26 protein-coding genes are annotated in these 23,431 nt (G+C 71.5%); 5 read left to right on the forward strand and 21 right to left on the reverse strand.

Annotated features, from left to right (window positions below; translation table 11 throughout):
- Positions 1 to 75 precede the first annotated feature (75 nt).
- The gene (locus tag ACZ4VA_RS17485) at positions 76 to 1,500 is read right to left on the reverse strand and encodes a hypothetical protein (protein ID WP_356175609.1); all 1,425 of its coding nucleotides are present in this window, start codon (positions 1,498 to 1,500) and stop codon (positions 76 to 78) included.
- 488 nt (positions 1,501 to 1,988) lie between these two features.
- Between ACZ4VA_RS17485 and ACZ4VA_RS17490 the strand changes: the two genes are divergently transcribed.
- Positions 1,989 to 3,815 carry an endonuclease/exonuclease/phosphatase family protein gene (locus ACZ4VA_RS17490; protein WP_468081927.1) on the forward strand — a complete coding sequence of 609 codons (1,827 nt, stop codon included), beginning with the start codon at positions 1,989 to 1,991 and terminating at the stop codon, positions 3,813 to 3,815.
- Between the two features lie 118 nt (positions 3,816 to 3,933).
- Here the strand turns inward: ACZ4VA_RS17490 and ACZ4VA_RS17495 are convergent, their stop codons facing one another.
- Entirely contained in the window at positions 3,934 to 4,668 is a 735-nt protein-coding gene (locus ACZ4VA_RS17495) for an SRPBCC family protein (protein ID WP_356175615.1), read from the reverse strand.
- Positions 4,669 to 4,736: 68 nt separating this feature from the next.
- Complete coding sequence (locus ACZ4VA_RS17500) at positions 4,737 to 5,369, reverse strand: ArsR/SmtB family transcription factor (RefSeq protein WP_355786721.1); 633 nt, start codon at positions 5,367 to 5,369, stop codon at positions 4,737 to 4,739.
- 137 nt (positions 5,370 to 5,506) lie between these two features.
- Here ACZ4VA_RS17500 and ACZ4VA_RS17505 point away from each other — a divergent pair, with 137 nt between their 5' ends.
- Positions 5,507 to 6,529 carry a YihY/virulence factor BrkB family protein gene (locus ACZ4VA_RS17505; protein WP_356175617.1) on the forward strand — a complete coding sequence of 341 codons (1,023 nt, stop codon included), beginning with the start codon at positions 5,507 to 5,509 and terminating at the stop codon, positions 6,527 to 6,529.
- Positions 6,530 to 7,087: 558 nt separating this feature from the next.
- On the opposite strand, the gene ACZ4VA_RS17510 is transcribed toward ACZ4VA_RS17505, so the two are convergent.
- The 4 genes from ACZ4VA_RS17510 to ACZ4VA_RS17525 all read right to left on the reverse strand — a co-directional run bounded on the left by ACZ4VA_RS17510 (position 7,088) and on the right by ACZ4VA_RS17525 (position 8,896).
- Positions 7,088 to 7,624, reverse strand: a complete 537-nt coding sequence (locus ACZ4VA_RS17510) for a DUF3618 domain-containing protein (RefSeq protein WP_388905385.1) — start codon at positions 7,622 to 7,624, stop codon at positions 7,088 to 7,090.
- On the reverse strand, positions 7,621 to 8,034 hold the full coding sequence (locus ACZ4VA_RS17515) for a phage holin family protein (protein ID WP_388905466.1): 414 nt from the start codon (positions 8,032 to 8,034) through the stop codon (positions 7,621 to 7,623). Before ACZ4VA_RS17515 ends, ACZ4VA_RS17510 begins: the two co-directional genes overlap by 4 nt.
- A gap of 65 nt (positions 8,035 to 8,099) precedes the next feature.
- Positions 8,100 to 8,762 (reverse strand): hypothetical protein, encoded by a 663-nt coding sequence (locus ACZ4VA_RS17520; protein ID WP_356175619.1) that lies wholly within the window; start codon positions 8,760 to 8,762, stop codon positions 8,100 to 8,102.
- Positions 8,759 to 8,896, reverse strand: coding sequence for a hypothetical protein (locus tag ACZ4VA_RS17525; RefSeq protein WP_355786749.1), 138 nt, complete (start codon positions 8,894 to 8,896; stop codon positions 8,759 to 8,761). The genes ACZ4VA_RS17520 and ACZ4VA_RS17525 overlap by 4 nt, the downstream gene beginning before the upstream one ends.
- Before the next feature lie 191 nt (positions 8,897 to 9,087).
- Between ACZ4VA_RS17525 and dapA the strand changes: the two genes are divergently transcribed.
- Positions 9,088 to 10,032 carry a 4-hydroxy-tetrahydrodipicolinate synthase gene (gene dapA, locus ACZ4VA_RS17530; RefSeq protein WP_468081931.1) on the forward strand — a complete coding sequence of 315 codons (945 nt, stop codon included), beginning with the start codon at positions 9,088 to 9,090 and terminating at the stop codon, positions 10,030 to 10,032.
- Positions 10,033 to 10,139: 107 nt separating this feature from the next.
- Here the strand turns inward: dapA and ACZ4VA_RS17535 are convergent, their stop codons facing one another.
- The gene (locus tag ACZ4VA_RS17535; protein ID WP_356175622.1) at positions 10,140 to 11,366 is read right to left on the reverse strand and encodes a WD40 repeat domain-containing protein; all 1,227 of its coding nucleotides are present in this window, start codon (positions 11,364 to 11,366) and stop codon (positions 10,140 to 10,142) included.
- Positions 11,363 to 11,920, reverse strand: a complete 558-nt coding sequence (locus ACZ4VA_RS17540; protein ID WP_355786756.1) for a SigE family RNA polymerase sigma factor — start codon at positions 11,918 to 11,920, stop codon at positions 11,363 to 11,365. The genes ACZ4VA_RS17535 and ACZ4VA_RS17540 overlap by 4 nt, the downstream gene beginning before the upstream one ends.
- 140 nt (positions 11,921 to 12,060) lie before the next feature.
- Here ACZ4VA_RS17540 and ACZ4VA_RS17545 point away from each other — a divergent pair, with 140 nt between their 5' ends.
- A complete protein-coding gene (locus tag ACZ4VA_RS17545; RefSeq protein WP_468081933.1) occupies positions 12,061 to 12,564 on the forward strand; it encodes a hypothetical protein in 504 nt (167 codons plus the stop codon).
- Between the two features lie 78 nt (positions 12,565 to 12,642).
- Here ACZ4VA_RS17545 and ACZ4VA_RS17550 read toward each other — a convergent pair whose 3' ends face one another.
- From ACZ4VA_RS17550 to ACZ4VA_RS17605, 12 genes are all read right to left on the reverse strand, one after another.
- Entirely contained in the window at positions 12,643 to 13,227 is a 585-nt protein-coding gene (locus ACZ4VA_RS17550; protein ID WP_355786761.1) for a hypothetical protein, read from the reverse strand.
- 329 nt (positions 13,228 to 13,556) lie between these two features.
- Entirely contained in the window at positions 13,557 to 14,546 is a 990-nt protein-coding gene (gene dapD / locus ACZ4VA_RS17555; protein WP_356175628.1) for a 2,3,4,5-tetrahydropyridine-2,6-dicarboxylate N-succinyltransferase, read from the reverse strand.
- Between the two features lie 238 nt (positions 14,547 to 14,784).
- Entirely contained in the window at positions 14,785 to 15,321 is a 537-nt protein-coding gene (locus ACZ4VA_RS17560) for a TetR/AcrR family transcriptional regulator (protein ID WP_356239082.1), read from the reverse strand.
- Positions 15,321 to 15,641: a DMT family transporter gene (locus tag ACZ4VA_RS17565; RefSeq protein ID WP_356175633.1), complete on the reverse strand. Its 321-nt coding sequence runs from the start codon at positions 15,639 to 15,641 to the stop codon at positions 15,321 to 15,323. The genes ACZ4VA_RS17560 and ACZ4VA_RS17565 overlap by 1 nt, the downstream gene beginning before the upstream one ends.
- 177 nt (positions 15,642 to 15,818) lie before the next feature.
- Positions 15,819 to 16,157: a metal-sulfur cluster assembly factor gene (locus ACZ4VA_RS17570; RefSeq protein WP_355790821.1), complete on the reverse strand. Its 339-nt coding sequence runs from the start codon at positions 16,155 to 16,157 to the stop codon at positions 15,819 to 15,821.
- Positions 16,154 to 16,618 (reverse strand): Fe-S cluster assembly sulfur transfer protein SufU, encoded by a 465-nt coding sequence (sufU, locus tag ACZ4VA_RS17575; protein ID WP_355790818.1) that lies wholly within the window; start codon positions 16,616 to 16,618, stop codon positions 16,154 to 16,156. The genes ACZ4VA_RS17570 and sufU overlap by 4 nt, the downstream gene beginning before the upstream one ends.
- A gap of 15 nt (positions 16,619 to 16,633) precedes the next feature.
- The gene (locus tag ACZ4VA_RS17580) at positions 16,634 to 17,890 is read right to left on the reverse strand and encodes a cysteine desulfurase (RefSeq protein ID WP_355790815.1); all 1,257 of its coding nucleotides are present in this window, start codon (positions 17,888 to 17,890) and stop codon (positions 16,634 to 16,636) included.
- Positions 17,887 to 18,651 carry a Fe-S cluster assembly ATPase SufC gene (gene sufC / locus ACZ4VA_RS17585; protein ID WP_355790812.1) on the reverse strand — a complete coding sequence of 255 codons (765 nt, stop codon included), beginning with the start codon at positions 18,649 to 18,651 and terminating at the stop codon, positions 17,887 to 17,889. The genes ACZ4VA_RS17580 and sufC overlap by 4 nt, the downstream gene beginning before the upstream one ends.
- A gap of 7 nt (positions 18,652 to 18,658) precedes the next feature.
- On the reverse strand, positions 18,659 to 18,985 hold the full coding sequence (locus ACZ4VA_RS17590; protein WP_355790809.1) for a bifunctional 3-phenylpropionate/cinnamic acid dioxygenase ferredoxin subunit: 327 nt from the start codon (positions 18,983 to 18,985) through the stop codon (positions 18,659 to 18,661).
- Positions 18,985 to 20,166: a Fe-S cluster assembly protein SufD gene (gene sufD / locus ACZ4VA_RS17595; protein ID WP_356175637.1), complete on the reverse strand. Its 1,182-nt coding sequence runs from the start codon at positions 20,164 to 20,166 to the stop codon at positions 18,985 to 18,987. The genes ACZ4VA_RS17590 and sufD overlap by 1 nt, the downstream gene beginning before the upstream one ends.
- A gap of 59 nt (positions 20,167 to 20,225) precedes the next feature.
- The gene (gene sufB / locus ACZ4VA_RS17600; protein WP_355786275.1) at positions 20,226 to 21,647 is read right to left on the reverse strand and encodes a Fe-S cluster assembly protein SufB; all 1,422 of its coding nucleotides are present in this window, start codon (positions 21,645 to 21,647) and stop codon (positions 20,226 to 20,228) included.
- Complete coding sequence (locus ACZ4VA_RS17605) at positions 21,644 to 22,366, reverse strand: helix-turn-helix transcriptional regulator (RefSeq protein ID WP_355786272.1); 723 nt, start codon at positions 22,364 to 22,366, stop codon at positions 21,644 to 21,646. Before ACZ4VA_RS17605 ends, sufB begins: the two co-directional genes overlap by 4 nt.
- 160 nt (positions 22,367 to 22,526) lie before the next feature.
- Between ACZ4VA_RS17605 and ACZ4VA_RS17610 the strand changes: the two genes are divergently transcribed.
- Positions 22,527 to 23,426 carry an AAC(3) family N-acetyltransferase gene (locus tag ACZ4VA_RS17610; RefSeq protein ID WP_356239077.1) on the forward strand — a complete coding sequence of 300 codons (900 nt, stop codon included), beginning with the start codon at positions 22,527 to 22,529 and terminating at the stop codon, positions 23,424 to 23,426.
- Positions 23,427 to 23,431: the final 5 nt, after the last annotated feature.

The following is a 23,431-nucleotide window of genomic DNA, read 5'->3' on the forward strand; positions in this document are numbered from 1 at the left end:
CGGACGGGCGCCCAGCGAGCCCACCCTCACGAACGGGCCCCCGCGAGGCCGCCCTCAATCACCGGCCGGGATGGGTCAACTCCCCTGCTGCGAGCGCGCCTTGAACGCCGCCTTGCGGGCCTCCTTGGCGATCTTGCGGTCCGGGTGCAGACGGCCCATCGCCTCCAGGACGTCCGGCGTGGCCGGGTGGTCGACCCGCCAGGCGGTCGCGAAGAAGCCGCCGTGCTGCTGGGCGAGCCCCTCGACGAGGCCCTGCAGCTCGTCGGAGTTGCCCTCGGCCGCGAGCTGCGCGGCCAGGGTGTCGATGGTCAGCCAGAAGACCATCGCCTCCGAGGGCGCCGGTACGTCGGCCGCGCCCCGCTCCGTGAGCCAGACCCGCGCCAGCCCGCCGAGTTCGGGGTCGTCGAGCACCTCGCGCAGCGCCGGTTCCGCCTCGGCCCCGACGAGCGACAGTGCCTGCTGGCAGCGCAGCCGGCGCAGCGGCGCACCGGCGTCGGCGCCCCGCGCGGCGGCCAGCAGTTCGCGTGCGGCGGCGAGGGCCTCACGGCGGGCGAGCCACTGCTCGGTCTCGGCCTGGGCCGCCGCCGGGGGGAACGCGGAGGTACCGTGCAGCAGCGCGTCGGCACCCTTGTCCGTGAGGTCGCCGACCGCCGGTGCCTCGATCCCGGACTCCAGGAGCCGGGCCCGCAGCCCGTACAGGCCGAGCGGGGTCAGCCGCACCATTCCGTAGCGTGAGACGTCCGTCTCGTCGATCGCCGCCGGCTCCTCGTCGGCGTCCGCCATCAGCGCCTCGTCGACGGGCTGGAACTCGACGAGCCCGATCGGTTCGAGCAGCCGGAACTGGTCGTCGAGCCGCATCATCGCGTCCGACACCTGCTCCAGCACGTCGTTGGTGGGCTCGCCCATGTCGTCGGGGACGATCATCGACGCGGCCAGGGCGGGCAGCGGGACCGGGCTGCCGCCGGGGCCGTCCTCACTGACCGTCAGCACGTACAGGTTGCCGAGCACGCCGTCGAGGAACCGGGCCTCCGCCTCGGGGTCCCAGTCGAGCTGGGAGAAGTCGATCGTGCCGCCCTCGTCCATGGCGCCGACGATGTCGTCGAGGTCCGGCACGCTCGCGTCGGCCAGCACGGTCTCCAGGGCGGCGAGCCACACGCCGAGGACGTCGTGCGGAGCGCCCGCAGTCAGCTGCCCGAGGTCGGCGCCCGCCGCGACGGTGCCCTCCTCCTCGTCCACGATCTCGACCAGACCGGCGTCCACGGCCACCCGCCATGCCTCGCTGGCGTACGCCGCGGCCTCGTCGCCGGTGAGACCGAGCTCGCCGGCCGCCCGCGCGAGCTGCTCCTCGACCAGTTCACCGCCCGCGCCCACACGCGTGTCCGGACCGGCCCAGCGGGCGAGCCGCGCGGCACGGGAGAGCAGCGGGGTGGCGAGCGCGTCCCGCGCCAGCTCCGCTTCGGACGACAGCCGCACGGGCGGCAGGGGTGAGCTGTCTGACATCGGCTGGTTCTCCTCCGGACAAGCAGGACAGGCGGGGGGTGTCGGTGGCCGGGCCGGCCCGGCGGGCGGAACGGCCGGGCACCGTACGGCGCGGGGCGGGCGGACGGCGCCGGGAGGCGGCACCGCGGGCGGGTGTCGGGCGAACGGTCGGGGCCGGAGACGGCGGGGCGGACAAAAACGGATACGGCGGGGCGGAGGCGGGCGTGGTGGAGACGCGTGACCCCCCGCCGCCCGCACCGCACAGCCGTGGCGACTCAGCCTAGACGGATTTGGACGCATGCCGCCCGGTTCATGTCCCTGTCAGGAGTCGTACACCCCCGAAACCTTGACAACTCCCCCGGCCACACACGAGATTGACGCGCGTAGAAGTCGAACGGGCGCCCGCCCCACCTGCTTCTACGCGCGTCACCGGCCCGCACGCAGGTCGCGCTCCCGCCATCGATCCGCCCTCGTCCCGGCGCTCACGTAACGTCCCCGGAGGGATTCCCTTGCCGAGCAAGAGAACCGCGCGCATCGCCGCGCTGACCGTCGCCGCGGTCTGTTCCACCGTCTCCGCCGTGGTGCTCACCGCACCCGCCCACGCGGACACCGTCCACATCCACGACATCCAGGGCACCACCCGCGTCTCCCCGTTCGCGGGCCAGAAGGTCACGGACGTGACCGGCATCGTCACCGGTGTGCGCACCTACGGCTCGTCGAAGGGGTTCTGGTTCCAGGACCCGGACGCGGACGCCGACCCGGCCACCAGTGAGGGCGTGTTCGTCTTCACCAGCTCCGCCCCGAAGGTCGCCGTCGGCGACAAGGTGACGGTCACGGGCACCGTCTCCGAGTACGTGCCGGGCGGCGCCTCCACCGGCAACCAGTCGCTGACGGAGATCACCAAGCCGACGGTGACCGTGGTCTCCGCGGGCAACGCGGTCCCGGCCGCCACGGTCGTCGACGCCGACTCGGTCCCGGACGCCTACACGGCCGACGGCGACCCCGCCGCGGGCGGTTCGGTCAACGGCCTGCCGCTCCGGCCGGCGGAGTACGCCCTGGACCTCTACGAGTCCCTGGAGGGCATGAACGTCCAGGTCTCCGACGTCCGGGTGGTCACCGCCACCGACCCGTACGCCGAACTGTGGGTCACGGTGAAGCCGCACGAGCACGCCGCCCGTCGCGGCGGCACGGTCTACGGCTCGTACACCTCGCAGAACACCGGGCGGCTGCAGATCCAGTCCCTGGGCGCCGCGGCCGACTTCCCGACGGCGAACGTGGGCGACGAGCTCGCGGGCACCACCTCCGGCCCGCTCGACTACAACCAGTACGGCGGCTACACGCTGGTCGCCGGCAAGCTGGGCACCCTGGACAAGGGCGGCCTGGAGCGGGAGACCACCGACGCGCAGGGCCGCAAGGAACTGGCCGTCGCGACGTACAACGTCGAGAACCTGGACCCGGGTGACACGACGTTCGCGGCCCACGCGTCCGCGATCGTGAACAACCTCCAGTCGCCGGACATCGTGTCGCTGGAGGAGATCCAGGACGACAACGGCGCCAAGAACGACGGTACGGTCTCCGCCGAGCTGACGATGCGCAAGCTGGTCGACGCCATCGCGGCGGCGGGCGGCCCGGCCTACGAGTGGCGGTCCATCGACCCGGTCGACCTCGCCGACGGCGGCGAGCCGGGCGGCAACATCCGGCAGGTGTTCCTGTTCAACCCGGAGCGGGTGTCCTTCACGGACCGCGCGGGCGGCGACGCGACGACCGCCGTCGGGGTCACCAAGGAGCGCGGGAAGGCCGCCCTGACGGTCTCCCCCGGCCGTATCGACCCGGCCTCCGACGCCTGGAAGAGCAGCCGCAAGCCGCTCGCGGGCGAGTTCGTCTTCCGCGGGAAGACGGTCTTCGTGATCGCCAACCACTTCGCGTCCAAGGGCGGCGACCAGTCGCTGCACGGGCAGTTCCAGCCGCCGGTGCGCAGCTCGGAGACCCAGCGCCACCTCCAGGCGACCGCGGTGAACTCCTTCGTCAAGGACATCCTCGCGACGCAGAAGAACGCGGACGTCGTCGCGCTCGGCGACATCAACGACTTCGAGTTCTCCGGGACGGCGGAGCTGCTGGAGGGCGACGGCGAGCTCTGGTCGGCGATCAAGTCGCTGCCGAGGAGCGAGCGTTACACGTACGACTACCAGGGCAACAGCCAGGTCCTGGACCAGATCCTGGTCAGCCCGTCGATCCGCAAGGGCTGCGACCTGGAGTACGACAGCGTGCACATCAACTCGGAGTTCTCGGACCAGATCAGCGACCACGACCCGCAGGTGCTCCGCTTCAAGCCGTAGCACCGGCGGCCGGCGGCCTTCGTACGCCGCCACGGCCGCCCACGCGCCGGAGCCCGGCCCCGCGTCAGGGGGCCGGGCTCCTCGCGTCCGGCGGCCCGGAGCAGTCCGGACGGCATTACTAGCCGGCGAAGACTCCGTCGAGCCAGCCCCGCCAGGCCGTCTCGGTGCCCTTGGCGTCGGCACCGGGCGCGAAGTCGTGGACGCTGACGCCGACGGGGGCGCCCCAGTGGTTGCGACCGAAGAAGCGGTAGAGGGCGTCGTCGGTGCGCAGGCCGATGAAGTACGGGTTGCGGTAGTCGACCACGGCGTCCAGGACGCGGCCCTCGGGTCCCTCGGCCCGCACCCGCGCACCCTCGGCGGTGTCGTCGGCGAGACCGAGCGCCCGTCCGACGGCGGCGAAGGCCTCCGGGGCGACGGACGCCTCGGGTCCGTCGAAGGTGGTGAAGGCGACCGGGCGGCCCGCGAAGTGCGTCACGTACTCGCGCAGGGTGTGCAGGTAGAAGTCGGTGTGCTTGGCGGCGCCGTCGTACTGGTTGTCCCAGTCGTCGACGAAGATGCCGCTGTGCACGTAGCGCACCCAGGAAGAGCGCCCGCCGTCGCGGGACTCGATGGTGTGGTCGAGCTGGTTGAGCGTCTGGACGTCGATCCCGTCGACGTCCTCGACACGGCTGGTCAGTCGGTGCGGCGGGTCCCAGGCGGTGATGGTGGCCCCGTAGGGTCCGGTGCCGCCCTCCTTGGGCTCGTACTCCATGGGCCACAGCCAGCCGCCCGTACCGCTGGTGATCGCCTCCCACACCTTCTCGGGCGGGGCCTCGACCTCGAACTCGCGGGCGATCTCGAATTCCTTGGACATGACGGTCACTCCTGCTGTTCGGCCCTGGGCGGGCACTCGGGGGGCGGGTCGGACGGCGGTGGCGGCGCTCATGACGGCGCCCCGATCTCCGGCGCGGGCGGTTCGTCGGCACCGGTGCCGGGTCTGACCGTGGGGTGGACGGCGAGGACGATGCGGTGGTCCCGCCCGCCCTGCGCGTCCGGGTCGTGGTACTTGCGGACGAGGGCGCCGACACCCTGCGTCAGCTCCTCGATGAACGCGGCGCGGTCGGCGGCGGAGGCGAAGGTCACCTCGCCGTCGAGGGCGTAGGTGGCCAGGCGCTTGCGCGCCTTCGCCGCACCGGTGATCAGTGACCCGACGTCCCGGACGAGCCGGGCGCCGAGCGCGAGCAGCCAGCGCGCGGACAGCTGGTCCCGGAAGCGGTCGGGGTCGGGCTGCACGGCGGCGAGAGCGAGCGGCGAGATGACGTACGACGCCGCGGTCGCGCGCATCAGCCGCTCGGTGACGTTGCCCTTGCGGCGCTCGCCCGCGAGCTCGACCAGGCCGTGCCGCTCCAGGGTCTTCAGGTGGTAGTTCACCTTCTGGCGGGGCAGCCCGACCCGCCCCGCCAGCATGGCGGCCGACGCCGGGCCGGCCGCCAGCTCCGCCAGCAGCCGGGCCCTCGTCGGGTCCAGGGAGGCGGCGGCGGCCTCTGCGTCCTCGATCACGGTCACGTCCAGCATGCCTCCACGGTCTCACCGAACAATTAATTTGTCCAGGCGACTCGGATTGTCGGCGGGCCGCGCCCCGCCGGGCACCGAAGCAGGATTCGGCTTCCCGGGGCGGCTTCACGGCGCCGTTTCGGGAGACACGTCAGGTCATGGACGAGAAGCGACCGGATCCGGAGAGAGAGGGGCTGACCGAAAAGGACAGCCCCTCCGAGTTGCCCGCGCACTCCTGGTGGGCGGTGGTGCGACGCACGGCGAAGGAGTTCATGGACGACGAACTCTCCGACCGGGCGGCCGCGTTGACCTACTACGGCGTGCTGTCGATGTTCCCCGCGCTGCTGGTGCTGGTGTCCCTGCTGGGCGTGGCCGGACAGCGCACCACGGACAAACTCCTCGACAACGTCGGCGACCTGGCCCCCGGGCCGGCCCGCGACATCCTGCACGACGCGGTCGTGCAGCTGGGCGACAGCGGCGGCACGGGGAGCGTGCTCGCGATCGTCGGCCTGCTCTTCGCCCTGTGGTCCGCGTCAGGTTACGTCGCCGCCTTCATCCGCACCTCGAACGCGGTGTACGACCTGCCGGAGGGGCGCCCCGTCTGGAAGGTCACCCCGCTGCGGCTGATCCTGACCATCGCCCTGATGGTGATGCTCGCGGTGAGCGCCATGATCGTCGTGTTCACCGGTCCGCTGGCCGAGCGGGCGGGCACCGCGGTCGGGCTCGGCGACGCGGCGATCACCGCCTGGTCGATCGCCAAGTGGCCCGTACTGCTGGTGCTGGTGATCCTGATGATCGCCCTGCTGTACTGGGCGGCCCCCAACGTCCGTGACCGCGGCTTCCGTTGGGTGAGCCCCGGCAGCGTCCTCGCCACGCTCGTCTGGCTGGCCGCCTCCGCCGGGTTCGCCCTCTACGCGGCCAACTTCGGTTCCTACAACAAGACGTACGGCGCGCTCGCGGGCGCCATCATCTTCCTCGTGTGGCTCTGGCTGACGAACCTGGCGATCCTGCTGGGCCTGGAGTTCGACGCGGAACTCGCCCGCCAGCGCGCGATCACCGGAGGTCAGCCGGCCACCGAGGAGCCCTACGTGGAGCCGCGGGACACCCGCAAGTGGCCGCCGCGGCTGCGGGCCCTCCGCGAGGCCCGGGCGCGGGCGGCGCAGGGCGGCAGGACGGGCTGAGGCGGCGCCGCACCGGACGCGGGTGCCGTCCGGCGGCGCCACCGTACGCGGCGACGGTGGCGGGACCTGGTCGGTCCCGCCCGTCGCCGCTCGTCGTCGCGGCCGCCGCGCCTACGTCCGCACCCCTGCCGGCGTCGCGATGCCCGACGCGCCGCTCCCGCACCCGCACCCGCACCCGCACCCGCACCCGCACCACGGTCGCGATGCCCGGAGCCGCTCCCGTACCCCCACCCCCACCGTCACGATGTCCGACGCGGCTCCCAAGTCCCCGCCACCGGGCGACACCCTCGTCCCAGCCACCATCGCGATGCCCGCCGCCCCCGCACCCGCCGCCGTCGCGATGCCCGGCGCCGCTTCAACGCCCCACCACCGGCGCGACGCCCGGCGTTGCTCCCAAGTCCCCGCCTTCCGCGCCCGGTTCGGCTGCTACGCCTCCACCTCCCGCCCCCACTCACGACGAAGCGCCAGTGCCGTGGTTCTCAGGGGCACTGGCGCGGTGTCGCGCGCTTGGTGGCGTCCGGGTCGGCGCCGGCAGGGGGCCCGCCGGTGCCGCCGGTGTCAGTGGTGTCCGTTGTGGCGCCGCAGCATCAGGGAGACCGCGAGGATCACGCCCGCGCCGATCAGGACGGGGCCGGGGTGCCGACGTCCGGCCTGGACGACGGTGGACGCCGCGTTGCGCACCGGCTCCGGCATGTTCTCCTGCACGACGTGACCGCACTGGGCGGCCTTGCCCTGCACGACGTGTCCGGCCTGGGCGGCCTTGGTCTGCACGACCTGGCCCGCCTGGCCGGCGGTGCCCTTCATCTGGACGGTCATGGCGCCGGCCTTGTCCTTGAGGTCGGCGGCGCGGGCCCGGGCGCGGGCCTTCACGTCTGCCTTCGCGGCGAGTTCCTCGACCGTGTCGCCGAGCCGGCTCCTGGTCTCCTCGATCTGCCGCCGCAGCTCCTCGGGGCCCTTGGCGCCCACCGACTCCGGGGCGTCCGAACCGGGCTTGGCGCCCGCGGTGGCCCCGGCGGTGTCAGTGCCCGGCTGCACACCGGGGACCTGTGCTCCGGCCGCCTTCGCGGCGTCCGCGCCCGTCTTGTCGTTCGTCATCGATGCGCCCTTTCCTTGATCTCGTCGACATCGGCCTTGACGCTGTCAAGCGCCCGTTCGGGTGTGGGCGGAGTGGCCTGGCGCAGCTGTGCCCGGCCCATGGCCGCCAGTACTCCGGCGATCACGAAGAGCACCGCCGTCACGATGAGCGCCGCGGCCCACACCGGCAACACCAGGGAGAGGGCGGCCACGCCGGTCCCGGCCAGGGCCATCAGCCCGACGTAGCCGACGGCGCCGGCCGCGCCGATCATCCCGCCGCCCTTGCCCGCGCGCCGGCCCTTCTCGGCCAGTTCCTCCTTGGCCAGGGTCATCTCCTGGCGTACGAGCTGGGAGAGCTGCTCGGTGGCCTGCCCGACGAGCTCGCCCACCGACTGATTCCCGTGTTCGTCCCGCACGGGCCTGCTGTTCATGATCCCGGTCACGGTGTCCCGCCTCCTCTCGCTTGAGGAGGGCCGGGTACCCGGACCGGCGGGGGCTACCCCTGCGGTCCCCGTTCGTCCAGACGCGCCAACTGGCTCTGGAACACGTCGAGCCGCGCCTGGAGGAACGCGGCCTCCGCGACCAGCTCGCGCAGGCCCTGTTCGGCGGGCGGGAGAGCCATCCCGTCGGCCGCCCGTACCCTCAGCCCCTCACCGGCGAGGCGGGCGAATCCGGCGAGTGACAGCGACGTACGGCCGCGTACGCATCCCGCGCACGCCGCCGTGAGCGCGAGCCACCCCGGGCGCCCCCAGGCCGCGTCGGCGAGGGCCACGGCCGTGGCTCCGCAGGCACAGGGGCCGACGGTGGCGGTCCGGACCCGCTGGCGGGCGTACCGAAATCCGTGTTCGAATCGGATGTAGGCGCCGAGGACCGAAACCTCCAGCAGGACCGCCGCCCGGTGCTCGGCGGTGCACAGCAGGGCCCGGGCCGCGGCGCGGTCGTGCACGCAGTGGAAGCCGCAGTCGCAGCGGCGGTGGGGTGCGCGGTGGCGCCGTCCGTAGACGCAGCGCGCCTCGTCCAGCACTCCGTACGGCAGCGCGCCGCCGAGCGAGACGCCGGTGAACTCGGCCCGGGTGCCGTCCTGGGACAGCACCGGGTGGGCGATCTTGTATCCGGTCGGCGGCTCCGTCGGGCGTTCCTCGGGGAGCCGCAGCCTCATCGGGCGACCGGGACCTCTTCGGGCGACGGAGCGTCGATCTCCTCCATGGCCTCGGCGACCCGGAGGTCGGCCTCCTGCTCGGTGGTGCCGGTCTCCTCCGCGACTCCGGTGGCGAGTGCCTTGCCCAGCCTCATCGTGCCTCCCGTGACCTGCCGTCGACTCCGACCCCGTCATGGTGACCCATGAGGGGCCCGCTTGGCACCAGTGCCTCCCGCCCTCACTGCCGCGACTGTGTAGTGAACGCGCCCAATATCTCGTAGCAGAATTAAGTGGAGCTTCACTGTCCGGGTGCCGAGACTGTCGGTATGAGCACACAGGACACCGCATGAGTACGCAGGCCACCGCTCCTGGCACCGCCGCGGGCGCCGCGCGGGTGGCACCCGGCGCCCCCTTCGGCCGCGCGCTCTGCGCGATGGTCACCCCGTTCGACGAGAGCGGCGCGCTGGACCTCGACGGAGCACGGCGGCTCGCCGTCCGGTTGATCGCCGAGGGGTGCGACGGCCTGGTGCTCTCCGGCACCACGGGTGAGTCGCCGACGACCTCGGACGCGGAGAAGTCCGCGCTCGTGCGCGCGGTGCGCTCGGCGGTCGGCCCGCACGTGCCGGTCGTCGCGGGGGTGGGCACCGCCGATACGCGGCACACCGTGGAACTGGCCCTGGCGGCCGAACAGGCGGGCGCGGACGGGCTGTTGGTCACCGCGCCCTACTACAGCAGGCCGCCCCAGGACGCCGTCGAGGCCCACTTCCGGGACGTCGCCGACGCCTGCGGACTGCCGATCGTGCTCTACGACATCCCCGGCCGCACCGGGACCCGGATCGAACCGGCGACGATGATCCGGCTGGCGGAGCACCCCCGGATCGTGGCGGTCAAGGACTGCGCGTACGACCTCCTCGGCACCCAGAAGGTGCTGGCGCACACGGAGTTGGCGTTCTACGCGGGCTGCGACGAACAGGTCCTCGCCCTGTACGCGATCGGTGGCGCGGGATACGTGTCCACGGTCGCGAATGTGGCGCCCCGTCAGTTCCGTTCCGTGCTCGACGCGTTCGACGCCGGTGACACGGCGGAGGCGGCGCGCAGGCAGCGGCTGACCATCGGGCTGACCGAGCTGATGATGTCCGCGGGGCTGCCCGGAGCGGTCACCGCGAAGGCGCTCCTCGCCCGGCTCGATCTGCCCTCCGGACCGGTCCGCGCGCCGCTGCGGCCCGCCGGCCGCGAGGCGTCCGACGGGCTGCTGGCCGCGTACGAGCGGCTGGTCGCCGAGGTGTCCTGACGGGTGGGGCCGACCCCCGTCCGCCCCCACCGTCCTGACGGGCCGGGCCGGTCCCCGGCCGGCCCGGCCCCTCGGCTCCCGACGCCCGCCCCGCGTCGCCCGACGCGTCAGCGCCGGGCGAAGACCGGTGTCCAGCGCCCGCCCCCGCTCTCGTCGCCCTTGCGGAAACCACTGAGCGGGACGACCTTGTCGCTGCCGATGGTGACGAGCATCAGCCGGTTGTGGAACTCGTTGGTCCCGGGCTCGATGTCCCAGGCGATGAGCCGCTTGTTGTCGACCCAGGCCAGCAGCTGCTGGCCGTGCACCTTGGCCACCCTCTTGCCGGTGTAGGGGTCGAGGATCTCGGAGGCCGTGGTCTTCGCCCCGCCCGCGAAATCCCCGGCCGCGAGCTTGCCGTCGGGCGAGAGCCGCGCCTGGACGTACCAGTGGAGGTACTTCTCCTTCGCGGGCTCGGGGACCTTGTTGCCCTTGAGGTCGTAGTACTGCTCGGAGGGCTCGGAGGTGAGCCCCGAGTAGACCAGTCCGGCGTCGGCGCTGAAGGAGAAGTCCTGGCGGGGGTTGACGCCCCCGGATTCCGACGTCTCCTTCTCCACCCCGCCCCAGGAGCTCGTGCCGGAGCCCACGTCGACGACGTAGAAGCCGGTGCGGTGCGACTGGTCGTAGGACGGCATCCAGTCGTTCTTCTTGCCGTCGCCGTCGCTGTCGTAGTCCGCCTTGTAGACCAGGTCGGGGTTCTCGGAGTACGTCGTCGCGACCAGCTTGCCGCCGTCGGGCGAGAACTCGACGGACCCGACGCCGCGGGCGGCCGGGATCCAGCGCTCGACCTTGCCGGTGAGCAGGTCCAGCACGCCGATCCGCTTCGCGGGCAGCTTCTTCTCCAGGACGGCGGCGGTGCGCATCCCCGGCGCGACGCTGACGAAGGACCACTTGGCCGTCTTCACGTACTTGCCGGTCTTCTGGTCCAGCAGGGAGTACGTACGGGTGTTGACGGCCGTCTTCGCGCTCCGCTCGACCCGGTGCAGGGTGTAGTAGGCGGCCAGCGCGGTGTCGCCCGCCGCGATCAGGTCCCTGGGCGGGGTCTGGCCTGGGTGGGCGATGATGTCGCTGCGGTTCATCTCGCTCGCGAGGCGCACCTCGTCCTTGCCGGAGCCGAGCAGCGGCACCGCCACGGCGACGGCGACCACGGCGGCGGTGGCCGCGGCGGCGGACGCGAAAGCCCGCGTGCGGCGGCGGCGCCGCACGGCCAGCACCCGATCGGCGAACTCCGGCCCGAGCGGCGGCTGTTCGAGGGCCTGCTCGCGGAGCGACTCGCGTACCAGTTCTTCGACGTTCACGGGCGCGCCTCCATCGGCGAGAAGTCACGGGACGGCCGCTCTTCGCCGTCGGCCGGCGCCAGGGGGGCGAGTTCGGGGGCGAGGGCGCGCAGCCGGGCGAGGGAGCGGTGCGTCGTGGACCGCACGGTTCCGACGGAGCAGCCCAGGAGCCGGGCCACGTCGGCCTCCGGCAGGTCCTCGAAGTAGCGCAGCACCAGCACGGTGCGCTGCCGGGCGGTGAGCCGGGCGAGCGCCCCGCGCATCAGCAGGCGCAGGTCGGCCGCGGCGGAGGTGTCCGCGTCCGCCGTCCCCTCCGGCGGCTCGGCGACGCTCAGTTCACGGCGCGGCCACTTCAGCCTCCAGCGGCTGATCTGCTGCCGGTAGAGGATCTGCCGTACGTACGCCTCGGGTTCGTCGATGCGGTGCCAGCGGCCGGCCGCCTTGATCAGGGCGTTCTGCAGCAGGTCCTCGGCCGCGTGCCGGTCCCCACCGCTGAGCAGCACGGCCGTCTTCAGCAGCGCGGACGACCGGTTCGCCACGAACTCCCGGAATCGTTCCTGCCCTTCGGCATCCATCGTCACCTTCTCTTTCCCCGGCCGGGCATGTGCCCGTCCCCTCTGCCCCATGTGACGCTCCGGACGGGCCCCCGCTATGCCTGCGCCCGCGAGAAAGAACCTTCCGGTGCGCCGGCCGCCCGCTGCCGTACGTTGGCGGGGTGAGCAGACCCCTGCTGTTCCTCGATGTGGACGGCCCCCTCAACCCGTACGCGGCGGGGCCGCGGCGTCCGCCCGAGGGTTACACCACGATCCTGGTGGCCCTGCGGCCCGGCCGCCCCCTACGGGTGTGGCTCCACCCCGGCCACGGGCGGGCGCTGCTCGGTCTCGGCTTCGACCTGTGCTGGGCCACCACGTGGATGGACGCCGCCAATCGGTGGATCGCTCCCGTCGTCGGCCTGCCCGAGCTGCCGTACGTCGACTTCGGGGACACGCTGCTGACGGAGCGGCCGGACGGCGTCCACTGGAAGACGGAGGCGATCCTCACGTACGCGGGACGGCGCCCGTTCGCATGGGTGGACGACGAACAGAGCCCGGCGGACACCGCGTACGTGGCCGCCCGCCATCCGGGCCCCGCCCTCCTGCACCACGTGAACCCGCGCACCGGCCTGCGCGAGGGCGACTTCGAGACGCTCGCACGGTTCGCCGCGGCCGCCCCCGGCTGACGACCGAGCGCCCTCCCGCACGGACGACGGAAGGGCGCTCGGTATCACGCACGGTGTGGGTGCGGCCCGCTGTCGGCGTCAATCTCTGGTCGGCAACGGCTCGTGACGGTGCCAGATCAGGTACCGGTCCTCGCGGCGCAGCTCCGCGGAACCCCACTCGATGCGCATGACGCCCTTCTCCATCGAGCAGGCGTAGGCGACAAGGACGAGCCGTACGTCTTCCGGAAGCAGCTCCAGGTCTGGATGCACCTCGGAGTCATCGAGTTCTCCCCAGTCCAGGTCGAATGCCTGCTGCCTGGGAGGTGGGCCGTGGCGTCGGATCAGGTCTGCTCGGAAGCCCGTGGCTCGACGGAGACGTGCGGCCGTGACGGGTACGTCCTTCTTCGCGTAGCGGAGGGGGTAGATCAGGTGGCCGCGGACGAGCATGAGCGTGCGCCCTTGCAGGCGCACGGCTTCCCCGAGCCCGGAGATACCGGCGGCCAGTTCCTCGTACTGCACCGCGTAGAGGCCGTGTCCGTAGGCTTCGAGCGTCTGCGTGTGGACGCCCTCGTGCCCGGTCCGGGCACGGTCATGAGCCCGGAGGAGGCAAGCCGGGATGATGTCGGCCAGCTCACCGGCGATGTCCCCGAAGGTCTCACGTGCCCATTCGCTGGCTGAACCCACGACGTACCACCCCTCCGTGACGGTCCTGCAGCAAGCACCGAGCAGCGTCCACCTGAACCGTGCTGCGCCCGGGCGAGTCACACAAGGTCGCAACCAGCGCACAGAGGGAGCGCACACCACCTGAACAGGGTTCACCGCACGCACCGCTCCCGTGCCGACAGCAGCGGACGTCCTCCCGGCACGGTGCCGGGGAAGGCGAACGCCCTCCCCGGCCGTCCTCGGGCCATGGAAGGGCGCTCAATGGTGGTCAACGTCGACAGCTACCGGCAACTCGGCGGCAGGTCGGGGCGTTGACCGATGAGGTGGCCGCAAGTCACGGCCGCCTGTGGTCAGTTGTGGCTGTGGAGCACGTCGTTCAGGCCGCCCCAGACCGCGTTGTTCGGGCGGGCCTCGACCGTGCCCGTGACCGAGTTGCGGCGGAAGAGGATGTTCGAGGCGCCTGAGAGCTCGCGGGCCTTGACGATCTGGCCGTCGGGCATCGTGACGCGGGTGCCGGCGGTGACGTACAGACCGGCCTCCACCACGCACTCGTCGCCCAGCGCGATCCCCACGCCTGCCTCCGCGCCGACCAGGCAGCGCTCGCCGATGGTGATACGGACGTTGCCGCCGCCGGAGAGGGTGCCCATCGTGGAGGCGCCGCCGCCGATGTCCGAACCGTCGCCGACGACGACGCCGGCCGAGATGCGGCCCTCGACCATCGACGTGCCGAGCGTGCCCGCGTTGAAGTTCACGAAGCCCTCGTGCATGACGGTCGTGCCCTCGGCGAGGTGCGCGCCGAGCCGGACGCGGTCCGCGTCGGCGATGCGGACGCCCTTCGGGGCGACGTAGTCGGTCATGCGCGGGAACTTGTCGATGGACGTCACCTGGAGGTGCAGGCCCTCGGCACGGGCGTTCAGGCGGGCCTTCTCCACGTCGTCCACGGCGACCGGGCCGAGCGAGGTCCAGGCGACGTTGGCGAGGTGGCCGAAGATGCCGTCCAGGCTCTGGCCGTGCGGCTGCACCAGCCGGTGCGAGAGCAGGTGCAGGCGCAGGTAGACGTCGTGGGCGTCGGTCGGCTTCTCTTCGAGCGAGGCGATGACCGTACGGACCGCGACCACCTCGACGCCACGGCGGGCGTCGGGCCCGATGGCCTTGGCGGCGCCCTCGCCGAGCAGCTCCACGGCACGCTCGGCGGACAGCCGCTCGGTGCCGGCCGGGCCGGGCTCGGCGGACAGTTCGGGGGCGGGGAACCAGGTGTCGAGGACGGTGCCGTCGGCGGTGAGGGTGGCGAGCCCGGCGGCGACGGCGCCGGTGGTGCGAGTAGCAGTCGTGTCGGTCATGAGGGCAACCTAACCGGCCGAGGGCCGCGGAGGCGAACCCGTGCGCGGGGCGTCTCAGAGACCGGGCCGGCCGGACCACCGGCGACCACTCCCCCGCCGGCCGGGGCGCCCAGGAAACACCGGTCCCCCTCTGCGCCACCGACGGATCACCCGGGCCGCCCGCCGCAGCCCACCCCGTCGGCCCGCGCCCGTGCTCACGCCCCGCCCCGGCCCACCACCCACCGACCCCACCCACCCCTCACCGAACAACCCGAGCCAGCACCTCCCGCGCGTACTCCTCGTCGTACGACGCCCCGGTCAGCAGCACCTGGAGGCAGATCCCGTCGACGAGGGCGACGAGGGCCCGTGCCGTGAGCGGGTCCGTGCGGCGGGCGAGCCGTTCGGTGAGGTCCTCGCACCACTCGGCGGCGACCGGCCGAAGCGCGGGGCGGCGCAGCGCGGCGAGGTACAGCTCGTACTCCAGCTCGACGCCCGTGCGGTCCCCGGCCAGCCACTCCCCCAGAAGTCCGGCGAGTTCGGCGGCCAGGTCGGCCCGGGTGTCCTCCAGGGCGCCGCGCGAGACCAGCACCTTCGCGAAGCCCTCGTTGGCCTGGCGCAGCGCGGCGACCAGCAGTTCGTCGAGGGTGGCGAAGTGGTAGGTGGTGGAGCCGAGCGGCACGTCGGCCTCGGCGGCGACGGAGCGGTGGGTCAGCCCCGCGATGCCCTTGGCGCCGACGACGCGGATCGCCGCCTCGACGATCCGCCCGCGCCGCTCCGGGTCGTGGCGGCGGGCCATCAGTGGGCCCCGCCCAGGTTCAGCACGACGACCCCGGCGATGATCAGCGCGATGCCGGTGAGCTTGGCCGCGGTGAGGCCCTCGCCCAGGAAGAGCATCCCGATGGCGGCGATGACGGCGGTCCCGGCACCCGCCCAGATGGCGTACGCGGTGCCGACCGACACCGTCTTGAGGGTCTGCGCCAGCAGCGCGAACGCGACGACGTAGCCGAGGAGCGTCACCAGCGACGGCCAGAGTCTGCTGAAGCCCTCGCTGTACTTCATGGCGGTCGTGGCGGCCACCTCGGCGGCGATGGCCCCGGCGAGCAGCACGTATCCCATGCGGGCGAGGGTACCCGTCGTTTGTGTACGCGCGTACACAACGACGGACACCCTCGGAGCCGTCGGCGACCGCGGGCGGGACCTGGGATCGGGAATCGGCCCGGACGGGAAATGCGCGACGCGCACACGGACGAGGCCCCCGGCGGGATGCCGGGGGCCTCGTTCACGGGGTGTGGATCAGACGTTGAACCCGAGCGCGCGGAGCTGCTCGCGCCCGTCGTCCGTGATCTTGTCGGGGCCCCACGGGGGCATCCAGACCCAGTTGATGCGCAGTTCGTTGACGATGCCGTCCGTGGCGGACTTCGCCTGGTCCTCGATGACGTCGGTCAGCGGACAGGCCGCGGACGTCAGCGTCATGTCGATCGTCGCGATGTTCGCGTCGTCGATGTGGATGCCGTAGATCAGGCCGAGGTTGACGACGTCGATGCCCAGCTCGGGGTCGACGACGTCGTACAGCGCCTCACGGACTTCCTCTTCCGAGGCCGGCTTCGTCGTCAGGGTCTCGTTCTCGCTCATGCCGTCTTCCTCTCGGCGCTCTCGCCCAGTGCCTGGGCCGTCGCGTCCTTCCATGCCATCCAGCTCAGGAGGGCGCATTTGACCCGGGCCGGGTACTTGGAGACGCCGGCGAACGCGACCGCGTCCTCCAGCACCTCCTCCATCGCGTCGTCCGGCTCGATCCGGCCCTTGGACTGCATCAGCTCCAGGAAGGTCTCCTGGACCTTCTGCGCCTCGGACAGCCCCTTGCCGACGAGAAGCTCGTTCAGCACGGAGGCCGAGGCCTGGCTGATCGAGCAGCCCTGGCCCTCGTACGAGATGTCCGCGATCTGCTCGCCGTCGTACTTCACGCGCAGCGTGATCTCGTCGCCGCACGTGGGGTTGACGTGGTGCACCTCGGCGTCGCCATCCCGGAGACCGCGCCCGTGCGGGTGCTTGTAGTGGTCCAGGATGACTTCCTGGTACATCGAATCAAGCTTCACGACTCAGCCAGCTCCTCAGCCGAAGAAGTTCCGTACGTGCTCCAGGCCGTCGACCAGGGCGTCGATCTCGGAAGGCGTGGAGTACAGATAGAACGACGCTCGCGTGGTCGCAGGAATTCCGTACCGCAGGCAGACCGGGCGCGCGCAGTGGTGTCCGACCCGGACGGCGATGCCCTGCTCGTCCAGGACCTGGCCCACGTCGTGGGGGTGGATGTCACCCAGCGTGAACGAGATCGCGGCACCGCGGTCCTCGGCCGTCGTCGGGCCGATGATCCTGAGGTCGGGGACCTCCGCGAGCCGCCGTACCGCGTACTCGGTGAGCGCGTGCTCGTGGGCGAGGATCTTGTCCATGCCGATCGAGCTCAGGTAGTCGATGGCCGCGCCGAGACCGACCGCCTGGGCGATCGGGGGCGTGCCCGCCTCGAACTTGTGCGGAGCGGGAGCGTACGTCGACGAGTGCATCGACACCGTCTCGATCATCTCGCCGCCGCCGAGGAACGGGGGCAGGTCCTCCAGCAGCTCCTGGCGGCCCCACAGGACGCCGATGCCGGTCGGGCCGCACATCTTGTGTCCGGTGAAGGCGACGAAGTCGGCCTGCAGCGCCTGCACGTCCAGCGGCATGTGCGGGGCGGCCTGCGAGGCGTCGATGAGGACCAGCGCGCCGACCTCCTGGGCGCGGCGCACTATCGCCTCGACCGGGTTGACCGTGCCCAGGATGTTGGAGACCAGCACGAAGGAGACGATCTTCGTCTTCTCGGTGATGACCTCCTCGATGTCGGACAGGTCGAGGCGGCCGTCGTCGGTGAGCCCGAACCACTTCAGCTTCGCGCCCGTGCGCTGCGACAGCAGCTGCCACGGGACGATGTTGGAGTGGTGCTCCATCTCCGTGATGACGATCTCGGTCTCGTGGTCCACGCGGTAGGGCTCGTCGGCCCAGCCCAGCATGTTGGCCACGAGGTTGAGCGACTCGGAGGCGTTCTTGGTGAAGATCACCTCGTCGCGGCTCGGCGCGTTGATGAAGGCGGCGACCTTGTCGCGCGCGCCCTCGTACAGCGCCGTGGCCTCCTCGGCGAGCACATGCACACCGCGGTGGACGTTGGCGTTGTAGCGCTCGTAGTAACCACTGAGGGCGTCGAGCACCTGGCGCGGCTTCTGCGAGGTCGCCGCGTTGTCCAGGTACACGAGCTTCTTACCGTCGTGGACCTGCCGGTCCAGGATGGGGAAGTCCTTGCGGATCGCCTCGGTGTCGAGGAGGCCCGGCAGCTGCGTCACGCGGATACGCCACCCTTCGTGTAAGCCTCGTAGCCCTCGTTCTCCAGCTTGTCGGCGAGCTCGGCGCCGCCGGACTCGACGATGCGGCCGGCCGAGAAGACGTGGACGAAGTCGGGCTTGATGTAGCGCAGGATGCGCGTGTAGTGCGTGATCAGCAGGGTGCCGACCTCGCCGGTCTCGCGGACGCGGTTGACGCCCTCGGAGACGATGCGGAGCGCGTCGACGTCCAGACCGGAGTCCGTCTCGTCGAGGATCGCGACCTTCGGCCGGAGCAGTTCGAGCTGGAGGATCTCGTGGCGCTTCTTCTCGCCGCCGGAGAAGCCCTCGTTGACGTTGCGCTCGGCGAAGGCGGGGTCCATGTTGAGGCGCTCCATGGCCTCCTTGACCTCCTTCACCCAGGTGCGCAGCTTGGGGGCCTCGCCGCGGATCGCGGTGGCGGAGGTGCGCAGGAAGTTGGAGACCGAGACGCCGGGGACCTCGACCGGGTACTGCATCGCCAGGAACAGGCCGGCGCGGGCGCGCTCGTCGACGGACATCTCCAGGACGTCCTCGCCGTCGAGGGTGACGGTGCCGCCGGTGATCGTGTACTTCGGGTGACCCGCGAGCGAGTAGGCGAGCGTGGACTTGCCGGAGCCGTTGGGGCCCATGATGGCGTGCGTCTCGCCCTGCTTCACGGTGAGGTCGACGCCCTTGAGGATCTCCTTCGTGGCGTTGTCGGCCTCGACGGTGACGTGCAGGTCTCGGATTTCAAGCGTTGCCATGGGTGCCTCAGGACTCCTGGGAGAGGGAGACGAGCACGTCGTCCCCTTCGATCTTTACGGGGTATACGGGGACGGGGCGCGTCGCGGGAAGGCCGGACGGCTTGCCGGTGCGGAGGTCGAAGGCGGAGCCGTGCAGCCAGCACTCGATCTGGCAGTCCTCCACCTCGCCCTCGGAGAGCGAGACGTTCGCGTGCGAGCAGATGTCGTTGATCGCGAACACCTCGCCCTCGGTGCGCACCACGGACACCGGCGTGCCGTCGAGTTCCACCCGTTTGGGGGTGTCCTCCTCCAGCTCGCTCAGCGCACAGGCGCGTACGAAGGACGCAGCAGTCATCAGACCGACGCCTCCAGCTCCTCGTCGATACGGGCGAGGAGGCGCTCCTGGATGTCGGCGACCCCGATCTGCTGGACCAGCTCGGCGAAGAAGCCGCGGACCACCAGACGGCGGGCGTCGTCGGCCGGGATGCCGCGGGCCATCAGGTAGAAGAGCTGCTCGTCGTCGAAGCGGCCGGTCGCCGAAGCGTGGCCGGCGCCGACGATCTCGCCGGTCTCGATCTCCAGGTTCGGCACGGAGTCGACGCGGGCGCCGTCGGTCAGAACCAGGTTGCGGTTCATCTCGTAGGTGTCGGTGCCCTCGGCCTTGGCCTCGATGAGGACGTCACCGATCCACACCGCGTGGGCGCCGTCGCCCTGGAGCGCGCCCTTGTAGGCGACGTTCGACTTGCAGTGCGGGGTGTTGTGGTCGACGAGGAGGCGGTGCTCCTGGTGCTGGCCGGCGTCGGTGAAGTACAGGCCGAACAGCTCGGCCTCGCCGCCGGTGCCGGCGTAGGCCACGCGCGGGTGCAGCCGTACGAGGTCGCCGCCGAAGGTGACGACGAACGACTTCAGGGTGGCGTCCCGGCCGATCAGCGCGTTGTGCTGGGCCACGTGGACGGCCTTGTCGTCCCAGTCCTGGACGGAGACGACGGTCAGCTTGGCGCCGTCGCCGAGGACGTACTCGACGTTGGCGGCCAGTACGGCGTCACCGGTGTGGTCGATGACGACGACGGCCTCGGCGAAGGCTCCCAGCTCGATGACCTGGTGGCCGTAGGCGACACCGCCCTGGCCGTGCACGGCGATGCGGATCGGCTCGGTGAGCACCGTCTCCTTGGGGACGGTGACGACACCGGCCTTCTCGAACGCCGAGTAGGCCTGGGCGGCGACACGGTCCACCGGGGTGCCGGCCCGGCCGAGGCGGGCGTCGTCACGGCCGACCGCCTCGACGATGACGCCCTCGGGGGCCTGGACGTCGACCTTCACGCCCTCGCCGGTGGCGACCGCGGTGCCGTCGTGCAGTCCGCGCAGGCGCTCCAGCGGGGTGAACCGCCACTCCTCCTCGCGGCCGTGCGGGACCGGGAAGTCCTGCACGTCGAAGGAGGGGGGCGCGCTCATGCGCGTGGCGACGGTCGACTCGGCGGCCACCGCGATCTGGCCGGCGGTGGTGGACCCCACCGGGATATTCGTAGCCTCAGCCATGGCTGTCGGTCTGCTCTCTTTCCTACGTCAGAAAATTGCCGCTGCTGTCAGGACGGGTCTCAGCCGACCGCGCCTTCCATCTGCAGCTCGATCAGCCGGTTGAGTTCGAGGGCGTACTCCATGGGGAGTTCCTTCGCGATCGGCTCGACGAAGCCGCGCACGATCATGGCCATCGCCTCGAACTCGGAGAGACCGCGGCTCATCAGGTAGAAGAGCTGGTCCTCGGAGACCTTGGAGACGGTCGCCTCGTGGCCCATGGACACGTCGTCCTCGCGGACGTCCACGTAGGGGTACGTGTCGGAGCGGGAGATCGTGTCGACGAGCAGCGCGTCGCACAGCACGTTGGACTTCGAGCCGTGGGCACCCTCACCGATCTCGACGAGACCGCGGTAGGAGGTGCGGCCGCCGCCGCGCGCCACGGACTTGGAGACGATGTTGGACGACGTGTTCGGCGCCATGTGGACCATCTTGGAGCCGGCGTCCTGGTGCTGGCCCTCGCCCGCGAAGGCGATGGAGAGGGTCTCGCCCTTGGCGTGCTCGCCCATCAGGTAGACGGCCGGGTACTTCATGGTGACCTTGGAGCCGATGTTGCCGTCGATCCACTCCATGGTCGCGCCCTCGTACGCCACGGCGCGCTTGGTGACCAGGTTGTAGACGTTGTTCGACCAGTTCTGGATGGTCGTGTAACGGCAGCGGGCGCCCTTCTTCACGATGATCTCGACCACCGCGGAGTGCAGGGAGTCCGACTTGTAGATCGGCGCCGTGCAGCCCTCGACGTAGTGGACGTAGGCGTCCTCGTCGACGATGATCAGCGTCCGCTCGAACTGGCCCATGTTCTCCGTGTTGATACGGAAGTAGGCCTGGAGCGGGATCTCGACGTGCACGCCCTTGGGGACGTAGATGAACGAGCCGCCGGACCACACGGCGGTGTTCAGCGAGGCGAACTTGTTGTCACCGACCGGGATGACGGTGCCGAAGTACTCCTTGAAGAGCTCCGGGTGCTCCTTCAGGGCCGTGTCGGTGTCCAGGAAGATGACGCCCTGCTCCTCCAGGTCCTCGCGGATCTGGTGGTAGACGACCTCGGACTCGTACTGGGCCGCGACACCGGCGACGAGGCGCTGCTTCTCCGCCTCGGGGATGCCGAGCTTGTCGTACGTGTTCTTGATGTCCTCGGGCAGGTCCTCCCAGGACTCCGCCTGCTTCTCCGTGGAGCGCACGAAGTACTTGATGTTGTCGAAGTCGATGCCCGACAGGTCCGAGCCCCAGTTCGGCATGGGCTTCTTCTCGAACAGGCGCAGGCCCTTGAGACGGAGCTTGGTCATCCACTCCGGCTCGTTCTTCTTCGACGAGATGTCGCGGACGACGTCCTCGTTGATGCCGCGCTTCGCAGAGGCGCCGGCCGTGTCGGAGTCGGCCCAGCCGTATTCGTACTTGCCCAGACCCTCGAGTTCGGGGTGAGCAGTCTCCGTGGGGAGAGTCATGCGGGGTTCCTCCCGGCCGTGCTTGCAGATGCGTTGTCAGTGGTCTGGGAAATCTTGGGGATGAAGGTGGTGCACACACCGTCGCCGTGGGCGATGGTGGCCAGCCGCTGCACATGCGTACCGAGCAGCTGGGAGAAGATCTCGGTCTCCGCCTCGCACAGCTGCGGGAACTGCTCGGCGACGTGGGCGACCGGGCAGTGGTGCTGGCAGAGCTGCTCGCCGACCGGTGCGCTGCGCGCCGTAGCAGCGTACCCGTCCGCACTCAGGGCCCTGGCCAGCGCTTCGGTGCGCTCCTCGGGGGTCGCGGCCTCGATGGCTTCGCGGTACGCCCCGGCCTGTGCGGCGATCCTGGCGCGGGCGAAGGCGACGATCGCCTCGTCACCGCCCTCGCGCTCGGCGATCCAGCGGAGCGCGTCCGCGGCGAGCTTGTCGTAGGACTGGTCGAAGGCGTCCCGGCCGCAGTCGGTGAGGGCGAAGACCTTCGCGGGGCGTCCGCGCGTGCGTGCGCCGTAGACGCGCTGCTCGCGGGCTTCGACGACGGTGTCGGCGACGAGTGCGTCGAGGTGGCGGCGGACGGCGGCCTGCGTGAGTCCGAGCCGCCCGGCGAGATCGGCCACGGTGGACGGGCCGTGGTCCAGGATGGAGCGCGCGACCCGGTTGCGGGTGGACCGCTCACCGGTCGCGAGTTCCTCCTGCGGAGCCTCGCCAACCTTTTTCACAACGCCATTGTTGCGTAATTCCTTTGAGCCTGACAACCCGCCCCCCTCGGGGTGGACGGTGCGCTGCATCACTTAGGTATACCTAATATGACCTGCGGAAACGATCTTTGATCGATCAATACGGTGGTAATCCCGGAGGCGGTCCACCAGACTGCCGGGCGTGCCCATACCGCCTCCGACCGGCCCACTCGTCACCCGCGCCGACGTCGCCGAGCAGCTGCGAGCGCTCGGTGTCCGCCCCGGCGAGACCCTCCTCGCGCACTCCTCCCTCGGCTCGCTCGGCTGGGTCTGCGGCGGGGCCCCGGCCGTCGTTCTGGGACTGCTGGACGCGCTCGGTCCGGAGGGAACCCTGGTGGTCCCCACCCAGACGGGTGACTTGTCCGACCCCGCGCTCTGGGCGAACCCGCCGGTCCCCGAGGAGTGGTGGGCCGCCATCCGGGCGACGATGCCCCCGTACGACCCGCGCGTGACGCCCAGCCGGGGGGTCGGCGTGATCCCGGAGACCGTGCGCACCTGGCCCGGCGCGCTGCGCAGCGCGCACCCGCAGACCTCGTTCGCCGCCGTGGGGCCGCGCGCGGCGCAGGTGATCGAGGGGCACGCCCCGGACTGCCGCCTCGGCGAGCGCAGCCCGCTGGCCCGCCTGGAGGCCATGGACGCCCGGGTCCTGCTGCTCGGCGCCGGATACGACGCGTGCACCGCCTTCCACCTGGCCGAGTACCGCATTCCCTCGCCCCTGGCCGAGGTGGGGCGGCCGGTGACCGGGCCCGACGGGGAGGCGCGCTGGGAGGTGGTGACCGAGGTGTCGGTCAGCTCGGAGCGCTTCGACGAACTGGGCGCCGACTTCGAGCGGGACCGCACGGTCGTACGCGGCCGGGTGGGCGCCGCCGAGACCCGGCTGTTCCCGGTGGCCGCCGCCGTGGCGTACGCGCAGCGGTGGCTGGCGCTGCACCGCCCGCGCGAGGAGTGGATCACCGGGGAGCCGTCGCGGGGCCGCGCGGGAACGTCCGGGGCCCCCGGGGTCGTGGCCCCCGCCCGCCGCGGCACCCGGTCGCGTCCCTAGACTTG

The organism is Streptomyces sp. NPDC028308, assembly GCF_055565855.1.

Bases quoted from the DNA above. Each gene is read 5' to 3' on its own strand.
- dapA (WP_468081931.1), top strand. From the start codon at position 9,088: ATGAGTACGCAGGCCACCGCTCCTGGCACCGCCGCGGGCGCCGCGCGG.
- ACZ4VA_RS17540 (WP_355786756.1), bottom strand. From the start codon at position 11,920: ATGGATGCCGAAGGGCAGGAACGATTCCGGGAGTTCGTGGCGAACCGG.
- dapD (WP_356175628.1), bottom strand. From the start codon at position 14,546: ATGACCGACACGACTGCTACTCGCACCACCGGCGCCGTCGCCGCCGGG.
- ACZ4VA_RS17560 (WP_356239082.1), bottom strand. From the start codon at position 15,321: ATGGCCCGCCGCCACGACCCGGAGCGGCGCGGGCGGATCGTCGAGGCG.
- ACZ4VA_RS17485 (WP_356175609.1), bottom strand. From the start codon at position 1,500: ATGTCAGACAGCTCACCCCTGCCGCCCGTGCGGCTGTCGTCCGAAGCG.
- ACZ4VA_RS17565 (WP_356175633.1), bottom strand. From the start codon at position 15,641: ATGGGATACGTGCTGCTCGCCGGGGCCATCGCCGCCGAGGTGGCCGCC.
- ACZ4VA_RS17520 (WP_356175619.1), bottom strand. From the start codon at position 8,762: ATGAGGCTGCGGCTCCCCGAGGAACGCCCGACGGAGCCGCCGACCGGA.
- ACZ4VA_RS17495 (WP_356175615.1), bottom strand. From the start codon at position 4,668: ATGTCCAAGGAATTCGAGATCGCCCGCGAGTTCGAGGTCGAGGCCCCG.
- ACZ4VA_RS17590 (WP_355790809.1), bottom strand. From the start codon at position 18,985: ATGACTGCTGCGTCCTTCGTACGCGCCTGTGCGCTGAGCGAGCTGGAG.
- ACZ4VA_RS17510 (WP_388905385.1), bottom strand. From the start codon at position 7,624: ATGACGAACGACAAGACGGGCGCGGACGCCGCGAAGGCGGCCGGAGCA.
- ACZ4VA_RS17505 (WP_356175617.1), top strand. From the start codon at position 5,507: ATGGACGAGAAGCGACCGGATCCGGAGAGAGAGGGGCTGACCGAAAAG.
- ACZ4VA_RS17500 (WP_355786721.1), bottom strand. From the start codon at position 5,369: ATGCTGGACGTGACCGTGATCGAGGACGCAGAGGCCGCCGCCGCCTCC.
- sufC (WP_355790812.1), bottom strand. From the start codon at position 18,651: ATGGCAACGCTTGAAATCCGAGACCTGCACGTCACCGTCGAGGCCGAC.
- sufD (WP_356175637.1), bottom strand. From the start codon at position 20,166: ATGGCTGAGGCTACGAATATCCCGGTGGGGTCCACCACCGCCGGCCAG.
- ACZ4VA_RS17525 (WP_355786749.1), bottom strand. From the start codon at position 8,896: ATGAGGCTGGGCAAGGCACTCGCCACCGGAGTCGCGGAGGAGACCGGC.
- ACZ4VA_RS17570 (WP_355790821.1), bottom strand. From the start codon at position 16,157: ATGAGCGAGAACGAGACCCTGACGACGAAGCCGGCCTCGGAAGAGGAA.
- sufB (WP_355786275.1), bottom strand. From the start codon at position 21,647: ATGACTCTCCCCACGGAGACTGCTCACCCCGAACTCGAGGGTCTGGGC.
- ACZ4VA_RS17515 (WP_388905466.1), bottom strand. From the start codon at position 8,034: ATGAACAGCAGGCCCGTGCGGGACGAACACGGGAATCAGTCGGTGGGC.